At 71.4% G+C, this 19,788-nt stretch carries 18 protein-coding genes and 1 CRISPR repeat array (1 of these 19 running past the window's edge); of the genes, 10 read left to right on the top strand and 8 right to left on the bottom strand.

Features of this window, described 5'->3' with window-relative positions; translation table 11 throughout:
• Nucleotides 1-597: a CRISPR direct-repeat array (repeat unit 37 nt; unit sequence GTTGCGATCCTCGGCCGCCGCTGACGGCGACCGCCAC) (it extends 167 nt beyond the left edge of the window).
• Nucleotides 598-1,349: 752 nt separating this feature from the next.
• Both C892_RS0124440 and C892_RS0124430 read left to right on the top strand, forming a co-directional pair.
• Complete coding sequence (locus C892_RS0124440; protein WP_040685578.1) at nucleotides 1,350-2,054, top strand: hypothetical protein; 705 nt, start codon at nucleotides 1,350-1,352, stop codon at nucleotides 2,052-2,054.
• 246 nt (nucleotides 2,055-2,300) lie between these two features.
• The gene (locus C892_RS0124430) at nucleotides 2,301-2,777 is read left to right on the top strand and encodes an NUDIX domain-containing protein (protein WP_017559343.1); all 477 of its coding nucleotides are present in this window, start codon (nucleotides 2,301-2,303) and stop codon (nucleotides 2,775-2,777) included.
• 96 nt (nucleotides 2,778-2,873) lie between these two features.
• On the opposite strand, the gene C892_RS0124425 is transcribed toward C892_RS0124430, so the two are convergent.
• Nucleotides 2,874-4,049 carry a serine hydrolase domain-containing protein gene (locus C892_RS0124425; protein ID WP_017559342.1) on the bottom strand — a complete coding sequence of 392 codons (1,176 nt, stop codon included), beginning with the start codon at nucleotides 4,047-4,049 and terminating at the stop codon, nucleotides 2,874-2,876.
• 184 nt (nucleotides 4,050-4,233) lie between these two features.
• Between C892_RS0124425 and C892_RS0124420 the strand changes: the two genes are divergently transcribed.
• Nucleotides 4,234-5,004, top strand: coding sequence for a MerR family transcriptional regulator (locus tag C892_RS0124420; RefSeq protein WP_017559341.1), 771 nt, complete (start codon nucleotides 4,234-4,236; stop codon nucleotides 5,002-5,004).
• Nucleotides 5,005-5,202: 198 nt separating this feature from the next.
• On the opposite strand, the gene C892_RS0124415 is transcribed toward C892_RS0124420, so the two are convergent.
• The gene (locus tag C892_RS0124415; RefSeq protein ID WP_017559340.1) at nucleotides 5,203-5,970 is read right to left on the bottom strand and encodes an SGNH/GDSL hydrolase family protein; all 768 of its coding nucleotides are present in this window, start codon (nucleotides 5,968-5,970) and stop codon (nucleotides 5,203-5,205) included.
• Between the two features lie 113 nt (nucleotides 5,971-6,083).
• On the opposite strand from C892_RS0124415, the gene C892_RS0124410 reads away from it, so the two are divergent.
• Genes C892_RS0124410 through C892_RS0124400 form a run of 3 tightly spaced genes read left to right on the top strand, consistent with a single transcriptional unit; the run spans nucleotide 6,084 to nucleotide 8,715 of the window.
• Nucleotides 6,084-6,755: a response regulator gene (locus C892_RS0124410; RefSeq protein ID WP_017559339.1), complete on the top strand. Its 672-nt coding sequence runs from the start codon at nucleotides 6,084-6,086 to the stop codon at nucleotides 6,753-6,755.
• The gene (locus C892_RS0124405) at nucleotides 6,752-8,194 is read left to right on the top strand and encodes an ATP-binding protein (RefSeq protein WP_239647516.1); all 1,443 of its coding nucleotides are present in this window, start codon (nucleotides 6,752-6,754) and stop codon (nucleotides 8,192-8,194) included. The genes C892_RS0124410 and C892_RS0124405 overlap by 4 nt, the downstream gene beginning before the upstream one ends.
• A complete protein-coding gene (locus C892_RS0124400; protein ID WP_017559337.1) occupies nucleotides 8,191-8,715 on the top strand; it encodes a hypothetical protein in 525 nt (174 codons plus the stop codon). The genes C892_RS0124405 and C892_RS0124400 overlap by 4 nt, the downstream gene beginning before the upstream one ends.
• 30 nt (nucleotides 8,716-8,745) lie before the next feature.
• Here the strand turns inward: C892_RS0124400 and C892_RS0124395 are convergent, their stop codons facing one another.
• Together C892_RS0124395 and C892_RS0124390 are read right to left on the bottom strand one after the other, a co-directional pair.
• On the bottom strand, nucleotides 8,746-9,999 hold the full coding sequence (locus C892_RS0124395) for an acyltransferase family protein (RefSeq protein WP_017559336.1): 1,254 nt from the start codon (nucleotides 9,997-9,999) through the stop codon (nucleotides 8,746-8,748).
• A 108-nt stretch (nucleotides 10,000-10,107) separates the two neighbouring features.
• Nucleotides 10,108-11,136: an aldo/keto reductase gene (locus C892_RS0124390; protein WP_017559335.1), complete on the bottom strand. Its 1,029-nt coding sequence runs from the start codon at nucleotides 11,134-11,136 to the stop codon at nucleotides 10,108-10,110.
• A 142-nt stretch (nucleotides 11,137-11,278) separates the two neighbouring features.
• Here C892_RS0124390 and C892_RS0124385 point away from each other — a divergent pair, with 142 nt between their 5' ends.
• Entirely contained in the window at nucleotides 11,279-12,169 is an 891-nt protein-coding gene (locus C892_RS0124385; protein WP_017559334.1) for a helix-turn-helix transcriptional regulator, read from the top strand.
• Nucleotides 12,170-12,178: 9 nt separating this feature from the next.
• Here the strand turns inward: C892_RS0124385 and C892_RS0124380 are convergent, their stop codons facing one another.
• From C892_RS0124380 to C892_RS0124365, 4 genes are all read right to left on the bottom strand, one after another.
• Nucleotides 12,179-13,618 (bottom strand): MFS transporter, encoded by a 1,440-nt coding sequence (locus C892_RS0124380; RefSeq protein ID WP_017559333.1) that lies wholly within the window; start codon nucleotides 13,616-13,618, stop codon nucleotides 12,179-12,181.
• A gap of 140 nt (nucleotides 13,619-13,758) precedes the next feature.
• Nucleotides 13,759-14,514: a dienelactone hydrolase family protein gene (locus C892_RS0124375; RefSeq protein WP_017559332.1), complete on the bottom strand. Its 756-nt coding sequence runs from the start codon at nucleotides 14,512-14,514 to the stop codon at nucleotides 13,759-13,761.
• 224 nt (nucleotides 14,515-14,738) lie between these two features.
• The gene (locus C892_RS0124370) at nucleotides 14,739-15,278 is read right to left on the bottom strand and encodes a hypothetical protein (RefSeq protein WP_017559331.1); all 540 of its coding nucleotides are present in this window, start codon (nucleotides 15,276-15,278) and stop codon (nucleotides 14,739-14,741) included.
• A gap of 490 nt (nucleotides 15,279-15,768) precedes the next feature.
• Entirely contained in the window at nucleotides 15,769-16,377 is a 609-nt protein-coding gene (locus C892_RS0124365) for a short chain dehydrogenase (protein WP_017559330.1), read from the bottom strand.
• Nucleotides 16,378-16,447: 70 nt separating this feature from the next.
• Between C892_RS0124365 and C892_RS0124360 the strand changes: the two genes are divergently transcribed.
• The 3 genes from C892_RS0124360 (at nucleotide 16,448) to C892_RS0124350 (ending at nucleotide 19,753) form a co-directional block, all read left to right on the top strand.
• Nucleotides 16,448-17,335 (top strand): LysR family transcriptional regulator, encoded by an 888-nt coding sequence (locus tag C892_RS0124360; protein ID WP_017559329.1) that lies wholly within the window; start codon nucleotides 16,448-16,450, stop codon nucleotides 17,333-17,335.
• Nucleotides 17,336-18,045: 710 nt separating this feature from the next.
• The gene (locus tag C892_RS30165) at nucleotides 18,046-19,239 is read left to right on the top strand and encodes a hypothetical protein (RefSeq protein WP_051060600.1); all 1,194 of its coding nucleotides are present in this window, start codon (nucleotides 18,046-18,048) and stop codon (nucleotides 19,237-19,239) included.
• Nucleotides 19,217-19,753 (top strand): hypothetical protein, encoded by a 537-nt coding sequence (locus tag C892_RS0124350; protein ID WP_239647515.1) that lies wholly within the window; start codon nucleotides 19,217-19,219, stop codon nucleotides 19,751-19,753. The genes C892_RS30165 and C892_RS0124350 overlap by 23 nt, the downstream gene beginning before the upstream one ends.
• Nucleotides 19,754-19,788: the final 35 nt, after the last annotated feature.

Genomic DNA, 19,788 nt, shown 5'->3' with positions numbered 1-19,788 from the left:
TGACGGCGACCGCCACGCCCATCCTTCCTGCCAACCAGGCCGGTGCCGGTACCCGTTGCGATCCTCGGCCGCCGCTGACGGCGACCGCCACCGCCTACGACCTGGCCGCCTGACGGCCCCATGAAGTTGCGATCCTCGGCCGCCGCTGACGGCGACCGCCACCTCCCCGGCACCGGCACCGCCCGCCGCCGCGCGGAGTTGCGATCCTCGGCCGCCGCTGACGGCGACCGCCACCCCCGTCTCGCTCGGATCCGGTCGGCGCTTGGCGTGTTGCGATCCTCGGCCGCCGCTGACGGCGACCGCCACTTTTCGGAGGTGTCAGCTATGGCCGGTAATCCGGCGTTGCGATCCTCGGCCGCCGCTGACGGCGACCGCCACTCCGACGCCGTCCACGTGGGCGGTGGCGTCCTGGCGGTTGCGATCCTCGGCCGCCGCTGACGGCGACCGCCACCACCAGCCGCAAGACCACCAAGACGACGCCGGAGGGTTGCGATCCTCGGCCGCCGCTGACGGCGACCGCCACCAGCTGGTGCGCCTGCACGGCGAGCGCGCCCCGGCCTGTTGCGATCCTCGGCCGCCGCTGACGGCGACCGCCACGGCGTCTGAACAGGTAGGACGGCCCGGGAACGGAGCGCTGACCGGCACCTGGAACCTGCCACCAGACACCAAAACCACCCATACCCTTTTGAGAACCTCCCCGGGATTCCATGGGCACCGAGGGTTCCCAAGCGACAGACACCGCCCACCCGCGAACGCCAGCCGAAGGATAGCCCACACCACCCACACGAACCCCGGCGACGACTGAAAAGGCAGGCCCAGCCCGCCGTCCACCCTCGCGGGTGCACCGACCCCGCACAGGTGGTCCACCCTGAGGGTGCACCACTGGGAAAGCATCCCGGAGCAACCCGGCACACCCTGGACGACGCCTCCCCCTTCGCCTGCACATTCTCGAATTCATGCAGGTCAGAGCCCTGACCCTGGGGCATTCGATTCCCGTCATCCGCTCCATTCGCAAGAAAGCCCTGACCTGCAATGACACATCGAACAGGCAGGGCTTTTCTGCTGTCGGAGGTGAATGCGGGGAGCCGGCGCCCGAACACCTGAAGCCGTTCCCCTACCCGAGGCACCGCGCGACCGCCACGACTCCCTGGTCATCGGGCCGATCGTCGCCTGCAAGGTGCGATCCTCGGTCGCCGGCGGACACCACCCCGCGAAGACGCATGCGGGTCCCTCGGTCACCGCACTGCTGTGGGCCTGTGCGAGCCTGCCCCCCCCGGGTCCGTATGGGCGCGTGACCGAACGCTCGGTGCGGCCCGGGCTTCGGGTTCCAGTCTGTATGGGGGCGGCAAATGAGTTCGGCATTGGTGCTGGTCATCGTCATCTTCGGGACTCTGGCCATTCTCGCCGGCGTGGCCTTGCTGATCTTCTTCGTCCTCCGGGCCACCCGGGCCGCCCGCCCGCCTGAGGCGCAGCAGCTCCGACCCGCGATCGAGCAGTGCGGGTGGGCGTTCTCCGAGCGCGACGACACGCTCATCGAGCTGTACAACCGCCAGTTCGACCGGCGGGACCGGCGTACGCCGCTGGCGGGTCCCCCCAGAGCCACGGCGGCACATGACGTCGTCTCAGGAACCCACCGGGGGCGGCGCTTCCTCGCGTCCACCTTCGACGTGACCTACCAGGGGAACCACCAACGTGAGCGGGCCATCTGGGTCGCGACCCCGTCCCCCCATCCGATCCTGAACATCACGCGCGTCCCGCGGCTCCAGAACTCCGCCAACCAGGCCATCGGCCGTGGCGGGACATCGATCGGGCTCCCGGAGTTCGACGGCCAGTTCGAGGTGACGACCGAAGACGACGACTTCGCGCGGGCCGTACTGCAACCGGATGTCGTCAACCTCCTGCTGGCCGATCCGCGCGCTCCCCGCGGAATCCACTTCCGCGGGGAGTTCCTTGACGCGATCGACTCGATCAACGACCACCGGGACCCCCGGGAGCTGCTGCCCGCCCTCGACCTTCGGTGCGACATCCTGGACCGCATCCCGAATTGGAGGTAGGGCGCCGTACCACCGGGACTCGACGGAGGCACCGGGCACGGACCCGCCGGGATCGTATACACCACCAGTACTGCGACCGGGCGAGGAGATGCGCGCACGTCGACCACACGCCGGAGGGACGATGGCAATGGGCGAATGCGCGCCGCCGGAGGTGTCCGGACCGCCGGCGGTGGGATGGTGAGCACATACCTGGAGAGCTTCAAGCGCCTTGAGAGCGAAGCGGCGCCGCTGGACTGAGGGAGGACCATGCCCAAGCGGATCGACCACTACGACGACCCGCAGGCCCCGCCCGCCAACAGCCTCGTCCCCTCGGTCAACGTGATCGTCGTCAACGAGAGGGACGAGGTGCTGATGATCTGCCGCACCGACAACGGCAACTGGGCCGTGCCGGGCGGCGCGATCGATCTCGGAGAGTCCCTGACCGAGGCGGCGGTGCGCGAGACGCAGGAGGAGACCGGCATTACCTGCGAGATCACGGGAATCTCGGGGACCTACACCGACCCGAAGCACGTCATCCACTACACGAGCGATGACGAGGTTCGTCAGGAGTTCTCGATCGTGCTGACGGCGCTACCGGTCTCGGGGGAGGCGACACCGAGCAGCGAGTCCCGCGAAGTCCGCTGGATCCCGAAGGCGGAGTTGGAGGGATACCGGATGGACCGGTCGATGAAGCTCCGGCTCAGCCACTACGTGGAAGGCCGGGTCAGGCCCTACATCGGGTGAGGTCCGGCCCCTCCCGACCTCGGTCGATTCACCGGCCGGGATCAAGGGGCGTGCCCTCTGCGGTCCCGACCGTCTGCCCCGCCTTGTCGGCCCGCCTCAGAACACCTCGCTCTCGAGCCTCTGGTAGGCCTCCTGGCCCCGGGCGCTCATGGTCATGTCGGCGTCGTCCACGTAATTGATCACCGCCGTCAAGGTCGTGCTCCCGTCGGGCGCGGCGGCCGCCAGCGCGGCGTAACCCGGGACACCGCCATTGTGGTTGATGACGGTGCCGCTCTCCGTCTCCTGGACGAACACCCCGAGGCCGTAGTCCATCGACGGGATCCCCGTGGACCGCGGCGTGCACATCTCGACCACCAGCTCGGGCGGCAGGAGCTGGCCGCCCAACAGTGCGGACAGGAACACGGCCAGGTCCTCGGTGGTCGAGATCATGTCGCCGCCGGTGGAGAGCCAGGAGGGGTTCTGGCGAGTGATGTCGACCGTCTCCTGCACGCCGTCCTTCTCGTAGCGGAAGTAGGCACGGGCGTGCGGCGCGGGGATCTCCGGCGAGTCCTCCGGCAGCACGGTGCCCGTCAGTCCGAGCGGCCCCAGGATCTGCCGCTGCATCTCCTCAGGGAACGTGCGGCCGGTGACGCTCTCGACCAGCAGCCGGGCCAGCACATAGTTGGTGTTGGAGTAGCTCCATTCGGCCCCCGGCTCGAACCGCGGCGGCTTGGAGAGCGCCGGCCGCACCAGGTCCTCAGGGCGGTGGCTCGCCAGCCGACCGTCCAGCCACTCTTCGGTCGTCGCGCCGTAGGGCGTGGTGACGCCCGGGATCAGTGTCCCCTCGGCGTCGAACTCGCCCGTGAAATTGAAGACGCCGCTGGTGTGCTGCAGCAGCATCCGCACCGTGATCCGCTCGTCCAGACCGAACCCCGGCAAGTGGTCCGCTGCCGGGGCGTCCAGCCCGATCCGCCCCTCGGCCACCGTCCGCAGCACCAGGGCGGCGGCGAAGGTCTTGGTCGTGCTGCCGATCCGCGTGAAGGCGTCCGTCGCCGGCGCTGCGGTCCCGCCCAGCTCGGCCCGTCCGGCGCTGCCGGCCCACTCGCCCCGCTGGTCACGTACGCGCAGCGACACCCCGAGGAAGCCGGATTCGACGATCTCCTCGATCGCCCTCTGCAGCTCCGGGCGGTCCTGCCCGGCGGCATCCGTTCCGGGGGTGTCCGCTCCGGTGGTGCCGGCCGGCGGAGCGCTCTCGTGTCGGTCCTCGTGCCGACCGGAAAGGGGTGTGGTCATCGTGGCCCGCTCCTTCGAATCCGTCGTGCGCGGTCGGCACTGTGCCGTTGTGCCCGTTGTGCCGCTGTGCCTCTATGAGGAGCCTGGCCCTTGCCCTAAGGTCAACCTCAAGCGTGACCTACGCCACACGGACTCGGAGCACCCTCAGCGCATGGTCTCCGCACAGAAGGAAGGCGTCGCGCCGATGACGGACGGACTCACGATCGGCCAGGTGGCCTCCTTCGCCGAAGTGACGGTCAAGGCCGTCCGCCACTACCACCGGGTCGGACTGCTCGCCGAGCCCCCGCGCGACGCCTCCGGCTACCGCCGCTACGGCGCGGCCGAGGTACTGCGGCTGGTCCGGATCCGCACGCTGGCCGCCGCCGGAGTGCCCCTGGCCGAGATCGGCACCATGCTCGAATACGGCCCCGAGCGCTTCGCCGCGGCCCTCGACGACGTCGAGACGCGCTTGAACCGGCGGATCGAGGAGATGACCGCCCAGCGCACCAAGCTGCGCCGCCTGGCCGACGGCGACCAGGCCCTGCTCCCCGACCGCGCCGCGGTCCTGCTGGAACAGGGGCGCGCCTCCGGGCTCACCCCGGAGGAGGTGGCCGCCACCCGGGAGGGCATGGTCCTGGCCCGGGCGCTGGACCCCGATGCCTTCGACGAATACCTCGACAACGTGGAGGCCGCCCTGGGCGATCCGCACGTCATCGACCTGCACAAGCGTGCGGGGGAGGCCCTCGCCTGGGAGCCGGACGACCCCCGCGTCGAAGAGGTCGCCACCGACCTGGCCGAGTACGTCCTGGCCCACCCCGCGATGCTGAAGGTCGTGACCAGCTTTCAGAACGCCCGCACCTCGCCCGCGACCCGCTACCGGCTCATCAGCCGCTTCGGCAACCGGTCACCGGCCGGGGCCCGGCTTCTCGACCTCATCGAGGCCCGGCTCCGCTCCGCAGGCGTGTTCATCCCGTGAGGCCCGCCGGTTCCGCTCCTTAGGGGCACTCGACGCAGGTTCGAGCCCGCGTTCGCGTCCCCGGCCGACACCGACGGCCCGGAGGCGGCCTACCGGAACGTCCCTGACCTTCCTTGATGAGCCCGACAGGTCGAGGACGCGATACGCGAACGCGGCGGTCTCCCCGCGCCGAGAGGTCAGCGGCGCCTTCCAGGCGGGTCAGCAGCCCTTGAAGCGTTCGTCGGCCGACCAGCCGGTGTCGGCCCATTCGTCGGGCTCTGCCGGGGTGAACCCCGGGTAGGCGTCGCTCAGCTCTTCAAGCAGCCACTGGGTGAACCGCGCGGCGCCCTGGGGGCAGGTGTGGATTCCGTCCTCACTGCGGTCGGGTTCGCCGTCGCGCGCCCTCTGGTACTCGTCGCCCCACACCTCACCGGCGTCGAGAAGTCTCGCATCGCCCGAGGAATCCGCGACCTGCCCTGCGATCTCTGACGTTCGCTCCAGCTGGTCCATGTGCGGCCGGTAGAAGTCATCGGGCTTGATCGGCGGCATGGTCACGAACACCAGGTCCGCGCCCTGGTCGGTCACCGTGGTGAGCAGCTTCCCGTACCCCTCCCGCTGCTCGTCGGCGGTCCCCCAGTCGTAGGTGGTGACCTGGTAGACGACCAGGTCAGGGTCGGCGTCGGCGATCCGGTCGGGCAGCTCCTCCCAGTTCTTCTCGGAGAAGGGCCCGACGACGTTGCCCCCGCCGTCCGAGGCCTCCGACACGAACTCGACACCGCTCGCGTCGAACGCCTCCGCCATGGGGAGCGCCTGGCCCGCGGCCACCGAGTCCCCGAGCAGGAGGACCTCGGAGAGCCCGGGACCGGCCGAGGCGTCAGCACCTTCGGGCGCGCCCGCGTCCTCGGACGCGGAGCTCCCTCCGGAGCAGCCGACGGACAGGAGAAGGGGCCCGACCAGGCCCGCGATGAGGATCGGTCTGTTGATCATGTCCCCGACGGTGCCTGCCGCATGTCCCGGCCCCTCCGCCACCGTGTCCCGGTCGTGTCGCAGTCCCCCGCGCCTGCGGGCCCGGCGGCCGGCCGTTGCGCATACTTGGAGCGATGGCTGCGATTCTGCTGATCGAGGACGATCCCCTGGTCCGGCGCGGCCTCCAGCTCGCCCTCTCCCGGCACGGCCACGGGGTCGGCGCCGCGGACACCGGCGAGCGGGGCCTGCGGGAACTGGAGTCGGCCGCGTACGAGCTGGTGGTGCTCGACCTGATGCTCCCGGGCATCAGCGGTCTGGAGGTGTGCCGCCGCATCCGCGCGTCCGGCGGGGTCCCGGTGATCATGCTGACCGCCCGCGGCGACGACTTCGACATCGTCAGCGGGTTGGAGGCGGGCGCGGACGACTACGTCGTCAAACCGGCCCGGCCCACCGTGCTGGACGCGCGCATCCGCGCCGTGCTGCGCCGCAGCACCCCGTCCGACGGCCTGCGCGTGCACCGCGACCTGAGCATCGACACCTCGGCCCTGACGGTGGCGCTGCACGGCGATCCGGTGGCCCTGACGCCGACGGAGCTGCGACTGCTGCTGACCCTGTCCCGGGCGCCCGGCCGGGTGTTCAGCAGGCAGCAGCTGCTGGAGGAGGTCTGGGAGCACGACTACCTGGGCGACTCCCGCCTGGTCGACAACTGCGTGCAGCGGCTGCGCGCCAAGATCGAGGCGCGCCCCTCCGCGCCGGAGTACGTGCAGACGGTCCGCGGGTTCGGCTACCGCTTCGGGCCGGTGTGAGCCCCGTGCTCGGACGGCTGCGGCCGCGCGGGCTGCGCCCCCGGCTGGTGGTCGCCTTCGTCCTGGTGACCGTGCTCGGGGCCGCCGCGACGGCGTGGGCCGGCGCGGGTTCGGCCGCGACCGCCCTGGTCGACGGCGCCCAGGAGCGGATCACCGGGGAGGTCGCCGACCGGGTGGGTGCCGCCGCCCCCGAGCTGGCCTACCCCCCGGACCAGGACGCCCTCGACCGCCTGCGCCGGGATGTGGGCCCGAACACCCTGGTGACCTACGAGGACATGCGCTCCGCCGACGACACCGGCCCCCGCCTGGTCACCGACGCGCTGCGCGGGGCCGTGCGCGAGCGCTACCGGATCACCGTCCAGCGGGTCGCGGCCGACGGCCGCCCGTGGCTCCTCGTCGGGGTGCCGCTCATGATCACGGCCCCGGACGGCGGGCGCACCCCGTCCGGCATCGAGGTGTACGCCGTGCGCGACCTGTCGGGCGTGCAGGACCAGGTCGACGCGCTCACCCGGGCGGCGGCCGGCGCCTCCGCGCTGGCCCTGGTCCCGGCGGTGCTCCTGGCCCTGCTGGCCGCGCGCGGCGTCCTGCGCCCCGTGCGCGATCTCCGCGACACCGCGCGCCGGCTCGCCGGCGGCGACCTCGGCGCCCGGACCGCGCCACAGGGCGCCGACGAACTGGCCGAACTGACCGCCACCGTCAACGAGATGGCCGAATCCGTCCAGACGTCGATGGCGGAGATGGAGCGGATGCGGGCCGACGCCCGCCGGTTCGCCTCGGACGTCTCCCATGAGCTCAGGACGCCCCTGAGCACGCTCACCGCGGTGGTCGAGGTCCTGGCGACCGCGTCCGACCGCATGGAGCCGGACGACCGCGAGTCGGTCGAGTTGGCGGTCACCGAGACCCGGCGCCTGGTCGGGCTCGTGGAGGACCTCATGGAGGTGTCGCGCTTCGACGCCGGTTCGGTCCGGCTCCGGGTGGAGGAGTTCGACGCGGTCGGCGCGGTACGCGACTGCCTGCGCGCGCGTGGCTGGCTCGACCGGGTCGAGCTGGAGGGGGTCGAGGGGATCACGCTGCGGGCCGACCGGCGCCGCCTGGACGTCGTGGTGGCCAACCTGGTCGGCAACGCGCTGCGGCACGGGGAGCCGCCCGTGCGGGTGCGCGTCACGGCGACACCTGAGGAGGTGCGGATCGAGGTGACCGACGACGGACCGGGCCTGCCGGAGGAGGTGCGGCCGCACGTGTTCGACCGCTTCTACAAGGCCGACACGGCCCGCGCCCGCACCCCCGGCAGCGGGCTCGGCCTGGCGATCGCCGCGGAGAACGCCCGCCTGCACGGCGGCGGCATCACCGCGGAGAACGCCGGCGGCGGCGGTGCGCGGTTCGTGCTGCGGCTGCCGAGGGACCCGGGCGGGCAGGAGAAGCAGGAGGAGGGGTCGTGAGGCCGGCACAGGCGGTGCGGACGCGGTCGGCCGCGCGGGTCCTGCTCGGGCTGTGCGCGCTCGTGGCCTCGGTCCTGCTGTCCTCGGGCTGCGGGCTGCACCCCACCGGCCCGACCGACGGCGGTCGGGCCCCGACCGGCGTGGCGCCCGGCATGACCCTCTACTTCGTCGACGGCGACGGCGAACTCACAGCGCAGCAGCGCGAAAGCGGCCGCCTGGGATCGGTCTCGGACGCGGTGTCCTTGCTCCTGACCGGCCCCGGGCCCACGTCCGGCCTGCGCACGGAGATCGCCCCGGTCCCCACGACACGGGTCGCCGTGACCACCGCGCCCGACGTGCTCACGGTGGTGGTGCCCCTGTCGGTCGACGAGGTGACCCCGCGGGGCATCGACCAGATCGTGTGCACCGCGCTGGGCGCCCACGTGCAGCAAGGGGGATCGACGGAGACGAAGGTCCAGGTCCGCTTCACCCTGGGCACCGCGGAATCGGAGGAGCACCGGACCTGCCCGCTGATCGGGTGACGCGCCATGGACGGTGGAAGGCGTCGCCGGTCACTCCAGTTTCGCGATGTCGACGGCGGGCGGGGCCGGGGCCGGCAGCACGACCCACAGGACGGCGAGTCCCACCATGGCCCCCGCGAACGCCCACGCCCCGCTGCGCCCGCGCGCCCACCGGGCGCGGAACCGGATCGGGTCCTCGACCAGGTACTTCGACAGGGCGGCCAGGGCGACGGCCGCGGCCGCCACGACCGCGGTCCAGGCCCACCCCTCCAGGCCGGTGCGCTCGGGCGAGAGCAGCACGATGACCGGCCAGTGCCACAGGTACAGGCTGTAGGAGACCAGGCCCAGCCAGCGCAGCGGCCGCCAGGACAGCGCGCGGGAGAGGCGCGTCCGCGGGGCCCGGACGCACAGGCCGATCAGCAGGGCCGAGGCCAGTGAGTGTGCGAAGAGCCCGCCGGTGAACAGCCACCTCGTGTCCGCGCCGTCCGCGAGCAGCCAGATGACGGCGATTGCGGCGGCCGTCGCCGCCGCGGCCGCGCCCGCCCACCGGCCGACGGCGGCCGCGAGGAGGGCGCGGGCCGGGCGCGTGGCGGCCGCGGCGCCCAGGAGCAGCGAGAACGCGCGGGTATCGGTGCCCATGTAGACGCGGGACGTCCCGTCGGCGCCGACGAGGAGGACCATCAGCACCAGCGAGGCGGCGGAGACGGCGACGGACGCCACCGCGATCCGGCGGTCCACCGGCCGTTCCGGGTGCCCGCGCCGTCCCGGGCGCCGTGCGGATCGGGCCGCGGCCAGCAGGACCAGCGGCCACACCAGGTAGAACTGCTCCTCGACCGCGATGCTCCACAGGTGCTCGAAGACCCGTTCCGCTCCGAAGCGGTCCCAGTACCCGGCCGACTCGGCGAGCAGGTGCCAGTTGACCAGGTTCACCTGCACCCACGGCCCGTCGGAGAGCATCGTGCGCACCGTGTCCGGCGGCCCGAGGGCCCAGACCAGTACGGCGACGGAGGCGAGCATCGCCGCCAGGGCGGGGAACAGGCGGCGGATCCGCCGACCCCAGAAGGCGGCGAGGGAGACCGATCCGCTCGCCGCGACCTCGCGCAGCAGCAGATCGGTGATGAGGTAGCCGGAGAGGGCGAAGAACAGGTCCACGCCGAGGAAGCCCCCGGGGAGGCGGTCGGTGTGGAACAGCAGCACCCCGAGGATCGCGACCCCCCGCAACCCGTCCAGGGCGGGAACGTACGGTGCGCGCCCGGAGGCGCCGTCGGCGGCCCGGACGGCCCGGTTCGGCTCGGCTTGCGTCATGGAAGCGAGGCTGCCGTGCCCGGGTCCGAGCCCCGTCGCCGCCGGGTCGCAGTCCTGTCGCAGCCTGCCGTCCGGCCCCGCGCCCAGGGAGCGGAGGGCCAGGCGGGCTCAGCGGCGCCGGAGCCCCAGCTCGGTGAGGTGCGGCGGGGAGTAGAAGACCGGGTCGCGGACCACGTCGGTGCCCGGTGGGACGATCGCGTCGATCCGGTCGAGGACGTCGTCGTCCAGCCGCACGTCCGAGCCCCGCAGCAGGTCGTCCAGCTGCTCCCGGGTGCGCGGGCCGATGATCACCGACGACACGGCGGGGTGGCTGCGAACGAACGCGGTCGCCAGGTGCGGCAGGGACAGGCCGGCCTCCGCCGCCACCTGATGCAGCTCGTCCACCGCTTCGAGCTTGGCGCGGTTGCCCGGCACGGACAGGTCGTACATCCCGGACAGGAACGCGCTGCGGTGGGCCGTCGCGGGGTCAGCGCCGCTCCCTCCGCCGTACTTGCCCGACAGCCAGCCCGCACTCAGCGGGCTCCAGGTCAGCACCCCCATCCCATGGCGCTGCGCCGTCGGGAGGACGTCCCGCTCGATCCCCCGCGCCAGGATCGAGTACGGCGGCTGCTCGCTCCGGAACCTGATGTGGCCGCCCGCCGAGGCCGCCCACTGCGCCTCGACGATCTCCTCGGCAGGGAAGGCCGACGTGCCGATCGCCCTCACCTTGCCCTGGCGGACCAGGTCCGACAGGGCGGACAGGGTCTCGTCGATGTCGGTCTCCGGGTCGGGGCGGTGCACCTGGTACAGGTCGATCCGGTCGGTGTCCAGCCGCCGCAGGCTGTCCTCCACCGCCCGCATGATCCACCGGCGCGAGTTGCCGCGCTGGTTGGCGTCTGGGCCCATCGGGTTGTGGAACTTGGTCGCCAGGACCACGTCGTCGCGCCGGCCCTTGAGCGCCTTTCCGACGACGGCCTCGGACTCGCCATCGGAGTACATGTCGGCGGTGTCGATCGTGTTGACCCCGGCGTCCAGCGCGGCGTGGACCATGGCGACCGCGTCGCCGTGGTCGGTGTTGCCCCACGCGCCCAGCATCATGGTGCCGAGAGTCAATTCGCTGACGGAGATCCCGGTCCTGCCCAGTGTCCGGCGTTCCATGTCGGTAGTGTCCTTTCGCCCCTGCCTGCGGACCGTCCTGTCGATCCGGCCTCTGGGACAGCACCCTGTCCCTCTCAGGAAGACCGAGCCAGGCCCGCCGCAACCTGGTTCTCCGAGTACCAGGTCGGCTAGATTCCCGGCCATGGCCCAATCGCCCTCCGACCTCAGCCGCTTCCTCAAGTCCCGCCGCGCAGCCGTCGACCCCGCGCAGACCGACGTGCCCCGCACGGCCAACCGCCGCCGCGTTGCGGGGCTGCGCCGGGAAGAGGTCGCCCAGCTGGCGGGGGTGAGCGTGGACTACTACACGCGCATCGAGCAGGGCCGCGCCGGAGAGGTCTCTGAGGAGATCCTGGACGCCCTTGCCCGCGCGCTGCGCTTGACCGGGGACGAGCGCTCGTACCTGGTCAACCTCGTCCGCCATGCGCGTCCTCAAGGCGCGAAGGGATCCGGCGGCCACGACGAGCGCCGCGTTCCCCCGACGGCGCCGCGCCAGCGCGTGCGCCCGGAGCTGCGCAATCTGCTGAACTCGATGGGCGGCGTCCCGGCCGCGATCCTCGGTAGCGGGCTGGACCTTCTGGCATGGAACCGGCCGCTCTCCCTCATCTGGCCGGGGGTGGACGACCTTCCGGAGGCGGAGCTCAATCTGCCCCGGATGGTGTTCCTGAACCCGGTCACCGGCGACCTTCATAGGGACGCCGAGACGGTCCGCCAGGACATCGTGGCCGGCCTGAGGGCCGCGGTCGGCCGGACCCCGGACGAACCGCGCCTGTGCGCCGTGGTGGTCGACCTGCGCCGGGGCAGCGCCCGGTTCCGTGAACTATGGGACAGCCAGCTGGTCGCCGAGCGTGTGCACGGCACCCACACCTTCCACCACCCCGAAGCCGGTGAACTCCGCCTGCGCTATGAGAAGCTCCCGATGCCCGCAGACCCGCAGCAGGTTCTGCTCCTGTACTCGGCGGCACCGGGATCACCGACAGAGGACCGACTGCGCAGGCTGCGCGAGGCGCACCCTGTCGGCGCGGCGCATCCCTGATGAGACCGGCTACCCTCCCGCTTCCCCAGAGCGCAGGCGGGGAAGAACGGCGAGGACGAACACGGCACCTGCCATGAGCACGAGGCCGCCGATCTGGAACGCGAACCCGTAGCCGCCCGCCAGCGCTTCGGGAGCGGACCGGCCCGCCGTGTACGACGCCGCCACCGTGGACAGCACGGCGAGCCCCAGCGCTCCACCGACGGTGCGCGCGGTGTTGACCAGGCCCGAGACGAGCCCCGCGTCCTCCGGTGCCGCGCCCGAGGTGGCCGACGACGTCAGGGGCGTCGCCGCCAGCCCCGATCCGAGCGCCATCAGGATCCCGGGGCCGAGGACCGTGGCGACGTATCCGCCGCCGGCCGGGATCCCCCACCCGGCCCACAGGAAGCCGGCGCCGCTGACGGCGATCCCCGCCATCGCCACGTACTTCCCGTCGAGGGCCCGCATCACCACCGGGGCGACCTTGGAGCCGAGGATGATGCTCACCGTCTGCGCGAGGAACCCCAGACCGGCTTGGAGCGGGCTGAAGTGCAGGACGTTCTGCATGTACAGCGACATGAAGTACCACATCGACACCATGGCGGCACCGCATACGAACATCGCGGCGTTCGCGGCCGATACCGGGCGCGACGCGAACAGCCGCAGCGGCACCAGCGGGGCCTCCGTCCGCGCCTCCACGAGGACGAACGCCCCCAGCATCACGAGCCCGCCGATCAGCGGTCCGAAGGCGCCCGGGGCGCCCCAGCCCTGCGTCTCGGTCTGCACCACCCCGTAGACCAGCGTCACCAGGCCGAGGGTGACCAGCAGGGCACCCGGCACGTCGAGCCGGGGCGGCGCGCCCTCCCGGTCGTCCCGCCGCTCGGTGACCCACAGAGCGGCCGCGACGACGGCCAGCATCCCGATGGGCACGTTGATGAGCAGCACCCAGCGCCAGGACAACAGCTCGGTCAGCGCGCCGCCGATGATCCCGCCGGCCGCCCCGCCTCCGGCGCCGACGGCCGTCCACGTGGCGATGGCCCGGGTCCGCGCCGCCCCCGGAGGGAAGGACGTGGTGAGGATCGTCAGCGTCGCCGGGGCGAGCACAGCGGCCCCGATCCCCTGCACCGTGCGCGCGCCGAGCAGCTGCCACGGCTCCTGGGCGAGGCCGCCGACCAGGCTGGCGACGATGAAGGTACCGAGGCCGAGGAGGAACATCCTCTTCCGGCCGAAGACGTCGACGGCCCTGCCTCCGAGCAGCATGAGTCCGGCGAAGGCGATGGTGTAGAGGTTGACCACCCATTGCAGGCCGGTGGCGCTCAGGCCGAGGTCGCTCCGCATCGCGGGGAGCGCGACGTTGACGACCGACACGTCGAGGACGACCAGGAACTGCCCGGCACAGGCGGCGAGCACCACGGCCCACAGCCGCGGGGAGCGGCCGCCCGCCGTATCGGGGTGGGCGGGTGATGTGACCACGTGACCGGCCATTCGTCGTCCAATCGGGGTGGGCCGCACAGGGCGGCGGCGGGCGGCGGCGGGCGGCGCCGATCCGGACCGACGGGATTCGGGGCCGAGGGAGCCGGGGGCCGACAGGGGCGGGGTCGGCGGCGCCGGGATCAGTCGGTCGTGAGGTTCCGGTCGAGCAGCGGGACGAGGTCCTTCCAGTGCCGGTCGAGGCCGGAGGGGCTGAACGCGGAGGTGTCGGCCATCGTGAAGCCGTGGACGGTGCCCGGGTACACCTCGGAGGCGCAGGTGACGCCCGCCTCGTCCATGGCGTCGTCCCAGCGCGCGATGTCCTCGGGCTTCATGCCGTCGTCGTGCTCGGCGAAGCCGAAGTAGAGCTCGGCCGCGATGTCGGAGGCGAGCCGGTGCGGGCTGTCCGGGGCGTCGGTGACCAGGGAGCCGGGGTGGAAGCCCGCCGCGGCGGCGACCTGGCCGGGCCGGGCGGCGGCCGTGCGCACGGCCAGCACGGCGCCGAAGCAGTAGCCGACGGTCCCGACCGGCCCCGGCCGGACCTCCGGCCGCGCCGCGAGGAAGTCGAGGTAGGCGCCGGCGTCGGCGAGCGCGCGCTCGACGGTGTGCTCGTGCAGCAGGGGCAGGGCCTCCCGGAAGAAGGCCTCGCGGTTCTCGGGCACCGTCAGGTCGGGGACCTCGACCACCGGGGCGGGGCCGTGGCGGTAGAAGAGGTTGGGGACGAGGACGTGGTAGCCGTGCGAGGCGAGCCGCTCGGCCATCTCGTGGATCACCGGGCGCGGCCCGATGACGTCCGGGTACAGGAGCACCCCCGGGTGCCGCTCCCCGTCGTCGGGGGACGCGACGACGGCGTCGGCGGTGCCGTCGGGCGTGGGGACCTGGACCGAACGTGTCGACATGTGCGGGTTCCTCTCTGGACGTCGTCAGGTGCGCCGCAGGCGCACGCGCCCATCCTCCGCCATGGGCCGCGCTTCCCGCTCCGAACGCACCTCCCGGACGCACGAACGACCCTAGAACCTCAAGCTCACTGGAGGTCAATGGGGACCGCGGATCTGTCACCTTCCCTGCGTGCGCGGCAGATCCCCGTCCTGACCTCCCCGCGCCGCCCCGAAACGGCCGACCCCTACTCGGCCTCCGGATCCCCGAACGCCCTGCGCAGAGACGCCGCCGCGTCGCCACCGATCGCCTCCCCGACCAGGGGGAAAAGACACTGCTTGGCGATCTGCGGATGCCTGGCGGGGTCGGGGCACATGAAGACGGCCATGATCCTCATGATCAGGATCGGATCGCTCAAGTTCACGAGCAGGACCGCTTTTACACAGAGAACAGCGAGGTCCTTCTGACTCTCGTCAAGGAAAGGATGCCCCTCCTCAGAGAGCCCCTCTGCGAATTCCAGTGGAGCATCCCCCACGTCGGCGACCTTGTCCAAGGCTCCTGACATCTCGGCTAGAAGGGAACACCAAAAATGGCCGAGTGTCCGCCTCTCCGGATCGGCCTCCCTCCCCTGCACGGGGGGCTGCTTCTTGGCGATCTCCATTGCTTCGGCCCGCACGGCCCCGGACAGGTGTTCTCCGAGCCGCGCTACCTGCTCCAGGAGCCTGTCGTCGACGGCGACCACATCAACGAGCTCGGCCGTGGCCTTCTTGACCGCCGCCCCCTTCATCTTGAGAGTCGGCTCCTTTAAGTGCTTACCACCTTGGAGCGCCGAACCCCACTCTTCGCCTGCAGCTCGGTGGCGTTCATTTCGATCCGCAGCCGAACCTCGGGCGAGATCCTGGAAACCCGGCCACCCGTGGAGGGCTCCGCCGCACCCCCCGCACTTGCACCCTGGACGCTTGGCACTCGCGCAATTCATGTTATGGGCCATGAGAACTCCGAGCCTGTGACGGGGGCAGGGTTGGAACAGAACAGGTCCACCAACGTCATTCCATCCCTCACCAGGAAGGAAAAACCCTCCGACAGGCACAGGATTCTGACCTTCAAGAAAGCAGGGTATTCCTGATCGGAGATGCTTGGCCTCGACACATCTCCGCGACGGCGCGGAGAGCTGGGACTCCTCGCAAGCTACGGGACCGCGCCGTTCCCGCGACAGCGGCCGGATGAGGACAGCAGTGCAACAACCCGCCGCACTCATCCGGCCACAGAGGAAGCGACTACGCCAGCTCGTAGACTCGGCCGGTGTGGGCTCCTTCCAGGGAGCGGATGTAGGCCTGGGCCACCTCCGCGAGGGGGACCGGGGGGACACCCGGGAAGAAATCGCCGTACTTCTCCAGGCTCTCGGTGAAGACCGTGGGGCTGACCGCGTTGATGCGCTGCGGAGCGATCTCGATGGACGCCGCCCGGACGAACGCCTCGACCGCGCCGTTGGCCATCGCGGCCGCGCTGGAGGTCGGGATGGGATCGCGGGACAGGACGCCGGTGATCAGAGTGAACGACCCGCGTTCGGCCACGCGGGTCAGGCCCTGGCGGACCAGGTCGATCTGGGCGAGCACCTTTCCGTGGAAGGCGGAGGTGTAATCCTCCGGTTCCATGTCGGCGACCGGCTTGTAGAGGACGTCGCCCGCGGCGCTGGCCACCGCGTCGAGGGGGCCGGCCCGGCGGGCCTCGCTGTACATCGCCGCCACTTGGGCCGGGTCGGTGATGTCGTACCGGAGGTCGCCGCTCGACCTGCCGACGGTGGTGATGTCGTGCCCGCGCTCCACCAGTGCCTGCTCCACCGCCGTGCCGAGCTTGCCGGCGGCCCCGATCAGAAGAATCCTCATGGCAAGGACGGTAGGCCGCCGGTACCGGTTCGGGGAAATGCCGATCGTGCAGGATTTATGATCGGGACGCATGAATGTGGAACTGCGCCATCTGCGCGCGCTGGCCGCGATCGGGGACGAGGGGACGCTCACCGGAGCCGCGGAGGTCCTGCACATCGGCCAGCCCGCGCTGTCGCGGACGCTGGTCCAGCTGGAGGGCCGGGTCGGCACGCGGCTCGTCGAACGCACCACGCGCAGCCTCGCACTCACCGAGGCCGGGCGGCGCCTGTACGAGCACGCGCACCGCATCCTCAACCAGCTCGACGACGCGCTCCTTGAGGTCCGCGCCGGCACGCGGCCGCTGCGGCTGGGCTTCGCCCATACGGTCCTCGGCGCGCTCACCGTTCCCCTGCTGCAGGACTGGCGCGACACCCGGCCCGACACTCCCGTTCGGGTCCACCGCCGCGGCGACCCGGTGGAGGCGCTGCGGCGGGGCGACATCGACGCCGCTCTGCTGCGCACGGAGCCGCCGACCGCTCCCGACCTGCGCGTTCTCGCCCTGATGCGTGAGCGCCGCGTCGCCGCGCTCCCCGACGGGGACCCGCTGGCGGCCTCCGGCTCCTTGCGCCTGGAGGACCTCGCCGACCGCGACGTCGCCCTCTGCACCACCGCCGCGAGCACGGGCCCCGGCCTCTGGCCCGAGGGCCGCCGCCCCCGCACCGTCGAGGTCGCCGACGTCGACGAGTGGCTCGCCGCGATCGCCACCGGGGAGGCCGTCGGCGTCACCGCCGAGGGCACGGTGCACGGCCACCCCTACCCCGGCGTGCGCTACGTCCCGATCTCCGATGCGCCCCCGGTGACCGTCCACCTGGTGTGGCCGGAGGTCCCGACGCACCCGGCGACCGGCGCCTTCGCCGAGCACTGCACAGGAGCACTCGAAACGAACGGCCCCCTCTCCCCGGGGACGTCTGGACAATGAGCCTCGGCCCTTTCTGCATCCGCATGGCCGGCAGGGACCAGCAGCAATTGCAGTTCCTCCAGAAGTGAGCGGTGGTAGACGGCTCGAGAACTCAGGAGCATGTGCTGGACTTTCCCGACGGGGATCTCCAAACCAACACTCACCGTGAACATTCGCAACCTACAGCAAGAAGTTCCCGTTGCGGCTGTCGCGCTTTCCGTTCAACACATTACAAAGCCCTGTGTTTCCGCCTTGCCTTCCATGCTCCCCATCCCCGGACCACCGTGGTGGTCGGGCAACGGGAAGGGACACCGCTTCACGCCGCGGGCGGCGGACGTCCGCACACAGCCATGGCGATGGCCGGTACCGGCCGGGGGTGACAACGGTCTCGGTGTGCCTGTCGCCCCCTGCACAGCATCGGCAAGCCGTGCCACCTTCTCTTCCACCAGCACGGATTCACTCCGGAGACGTCCTCCGCCCCCTGCGTCGCCCGCGTCCGAGGCCCGCCGCCCTCAGGAAACAGCGGCTCAGGGGGCTCTTCGTAGGACACATGGGGTCGTTACCGTGATGCAGACGTTCGCGCCCTTGACAGGGCGATGTTCACCCCCTGACGCTTCGCCCGTTCTGTGGAGACTCGGTGCGGCAGCGGAATCCGGAGACGTGGAATGCACTGGGTATGGCGCGCTGAGCACGGCGGATTCAAAGTCGAATACGGTGCCTTGATCCTCTTGGTGGCGACGGTCGTCGCCGCGGTCTTCGCCTTCGGCCTCCCGACCGATGTCCAGCGCCTCTACGCCGTCGGCATGTGCCGCGTGCAAGGCGAGGAGAACTGCGACGAACTCGCCGGTGACGGAAGCCCCGGCCAAGACGGCGCGGCCGATGACGGGGAGGGGGCCCCGGAGGAGGACGGCTCGGACGGCCGCGCCGATGAGGACGCGCCCGGCACGGACGGCCCCGAGGGGAACGGCGACGGCGGAGAGGACGGTCAGGGCTCCGACGACGGTCCCGTGTCCTGGGAGGGCGTCTACAACCCCGATCTCGCGCAGGATTTGGAGGACGCGGAGAGCGAGCTCGATGATGCCGAGGCGGCGCTCGCCGATACCGGCTACGACGAGGTCTACGACGAACTGCTGGAGGTCGTCGCCGACATCGTCGGGTGGACGGATGCCAAGGCGTGCATCACCGAGGGCGACATCATCGCCTGCCTGACCACCATCGTGGGCTTCACCCCGTGGGGGAAGGGCGCCAAGCTCATCTCCAAGTCACCCAAGATCATCAAACTGTGGAACCGCTTCCGCAAGGCCAAGAAGGCCCGTGACGAGGCGAAGACGCGGGTCGACGACGCGAAGGGCAAACGCGACGACGCCGCGCGGGCCTGCAACGGCAATCGGCCGCGCGCGGTGCACCCCGCCACGGAGACCATGGTGCTCTCCGACGGTGCGACCGTCGTCCTCGACTGGTCGGAAGGCGAAGGCGACGCCCGGCTCAATCCGGGACACCCCCCTGAGGCGTCCGCTCCGGTCGGCGGCACGGAGGCTTGGGCGGATGAGCCCTCGCAGACGGTGATCGTTCCCGCGCAGTCGTCGAACGGCCAGGGCGACACCTGCGACATCGGGAACGACTACGACAAGGACGACCCCTACCTTGAGCAGGACCTGGAGGAGGACGCCGCACTGATCGCGCGGCACTCCAACAGGGCGGAAGAGCTCGGCTTCGAGAACCAGGACGAGTTGACCGACTACATCCAGAAGACGATCGACCCGCGGAACCCGCCCGGTTCGATCGTCAAGAAGCCAACGCTGAAGAACGGACGGATCGCCTGGTATGACGAGGACACCGGGGTGATCATCATCCGGAACGCCAACAACCCGGCCAGAAGCACGGTGTACAAGGGGACGCTTGATGAGTTCCTCAGACTCAGCTGAGAACGGGCCGCCTCAGGACGGCGCCCCTCCGCCCGCCGATCTCGCCGACCTGGTGAGGAGCGATCGGGCCACCGACGACGACTTCCGCAGCGCGTTCGCGGCCATCGATCGCCACGAGACCCCGGACGAGGCGGCCGGGGAACTGATCAACGCCATCGCCCGGTCGCCACTGGCAACTGAACGACTTCCCGAGCTGAGCCGCTCGTTGCGGGAGACACGCAGCCCAGGCCGGGCCATCCTGCTCATCAGGGCGCTCAGACGGCACGGCGGGCTCCCTGGGATCGTGCCCGACCTGATCCGGATCTCCGAAGGCTCCGAGGCCTCCGACTGGGACCCAGAGCGCCAGGCATGGGCGGTGGCCGTGAACACCCTCGCCCAGCACGCCGGCGCCACGGGCGACACTGTGCTGCTGGAACGGCTCGGCGCTCTAGCGGAGGACCCCGGCCTCACGGACGACGACGTCGCCTGGGTACGGAAGTGCCTCGCCAAGGCCGAACCGGGAGCCGGGCGCTGAGTCCGGGGCGGGCGGCCTGTCACACGACGCCGACT

This window comes from Nocardiopsis baichengensis YIM 90130, assembly GCF_000341205.1.
GTDB classification, from domain to species: domain Bacteria; phylum Actinomycetota; class Actinomycetes; order Streptosporangiales; family Streptosporangiaceae; genus Nocardiopsis_A; species Nocardiopsis_A halophila.
Note: the sequence above shows the minus strand (reverse complement) of the source record. Positions and strands in the feature narration are given on the sequence as shown.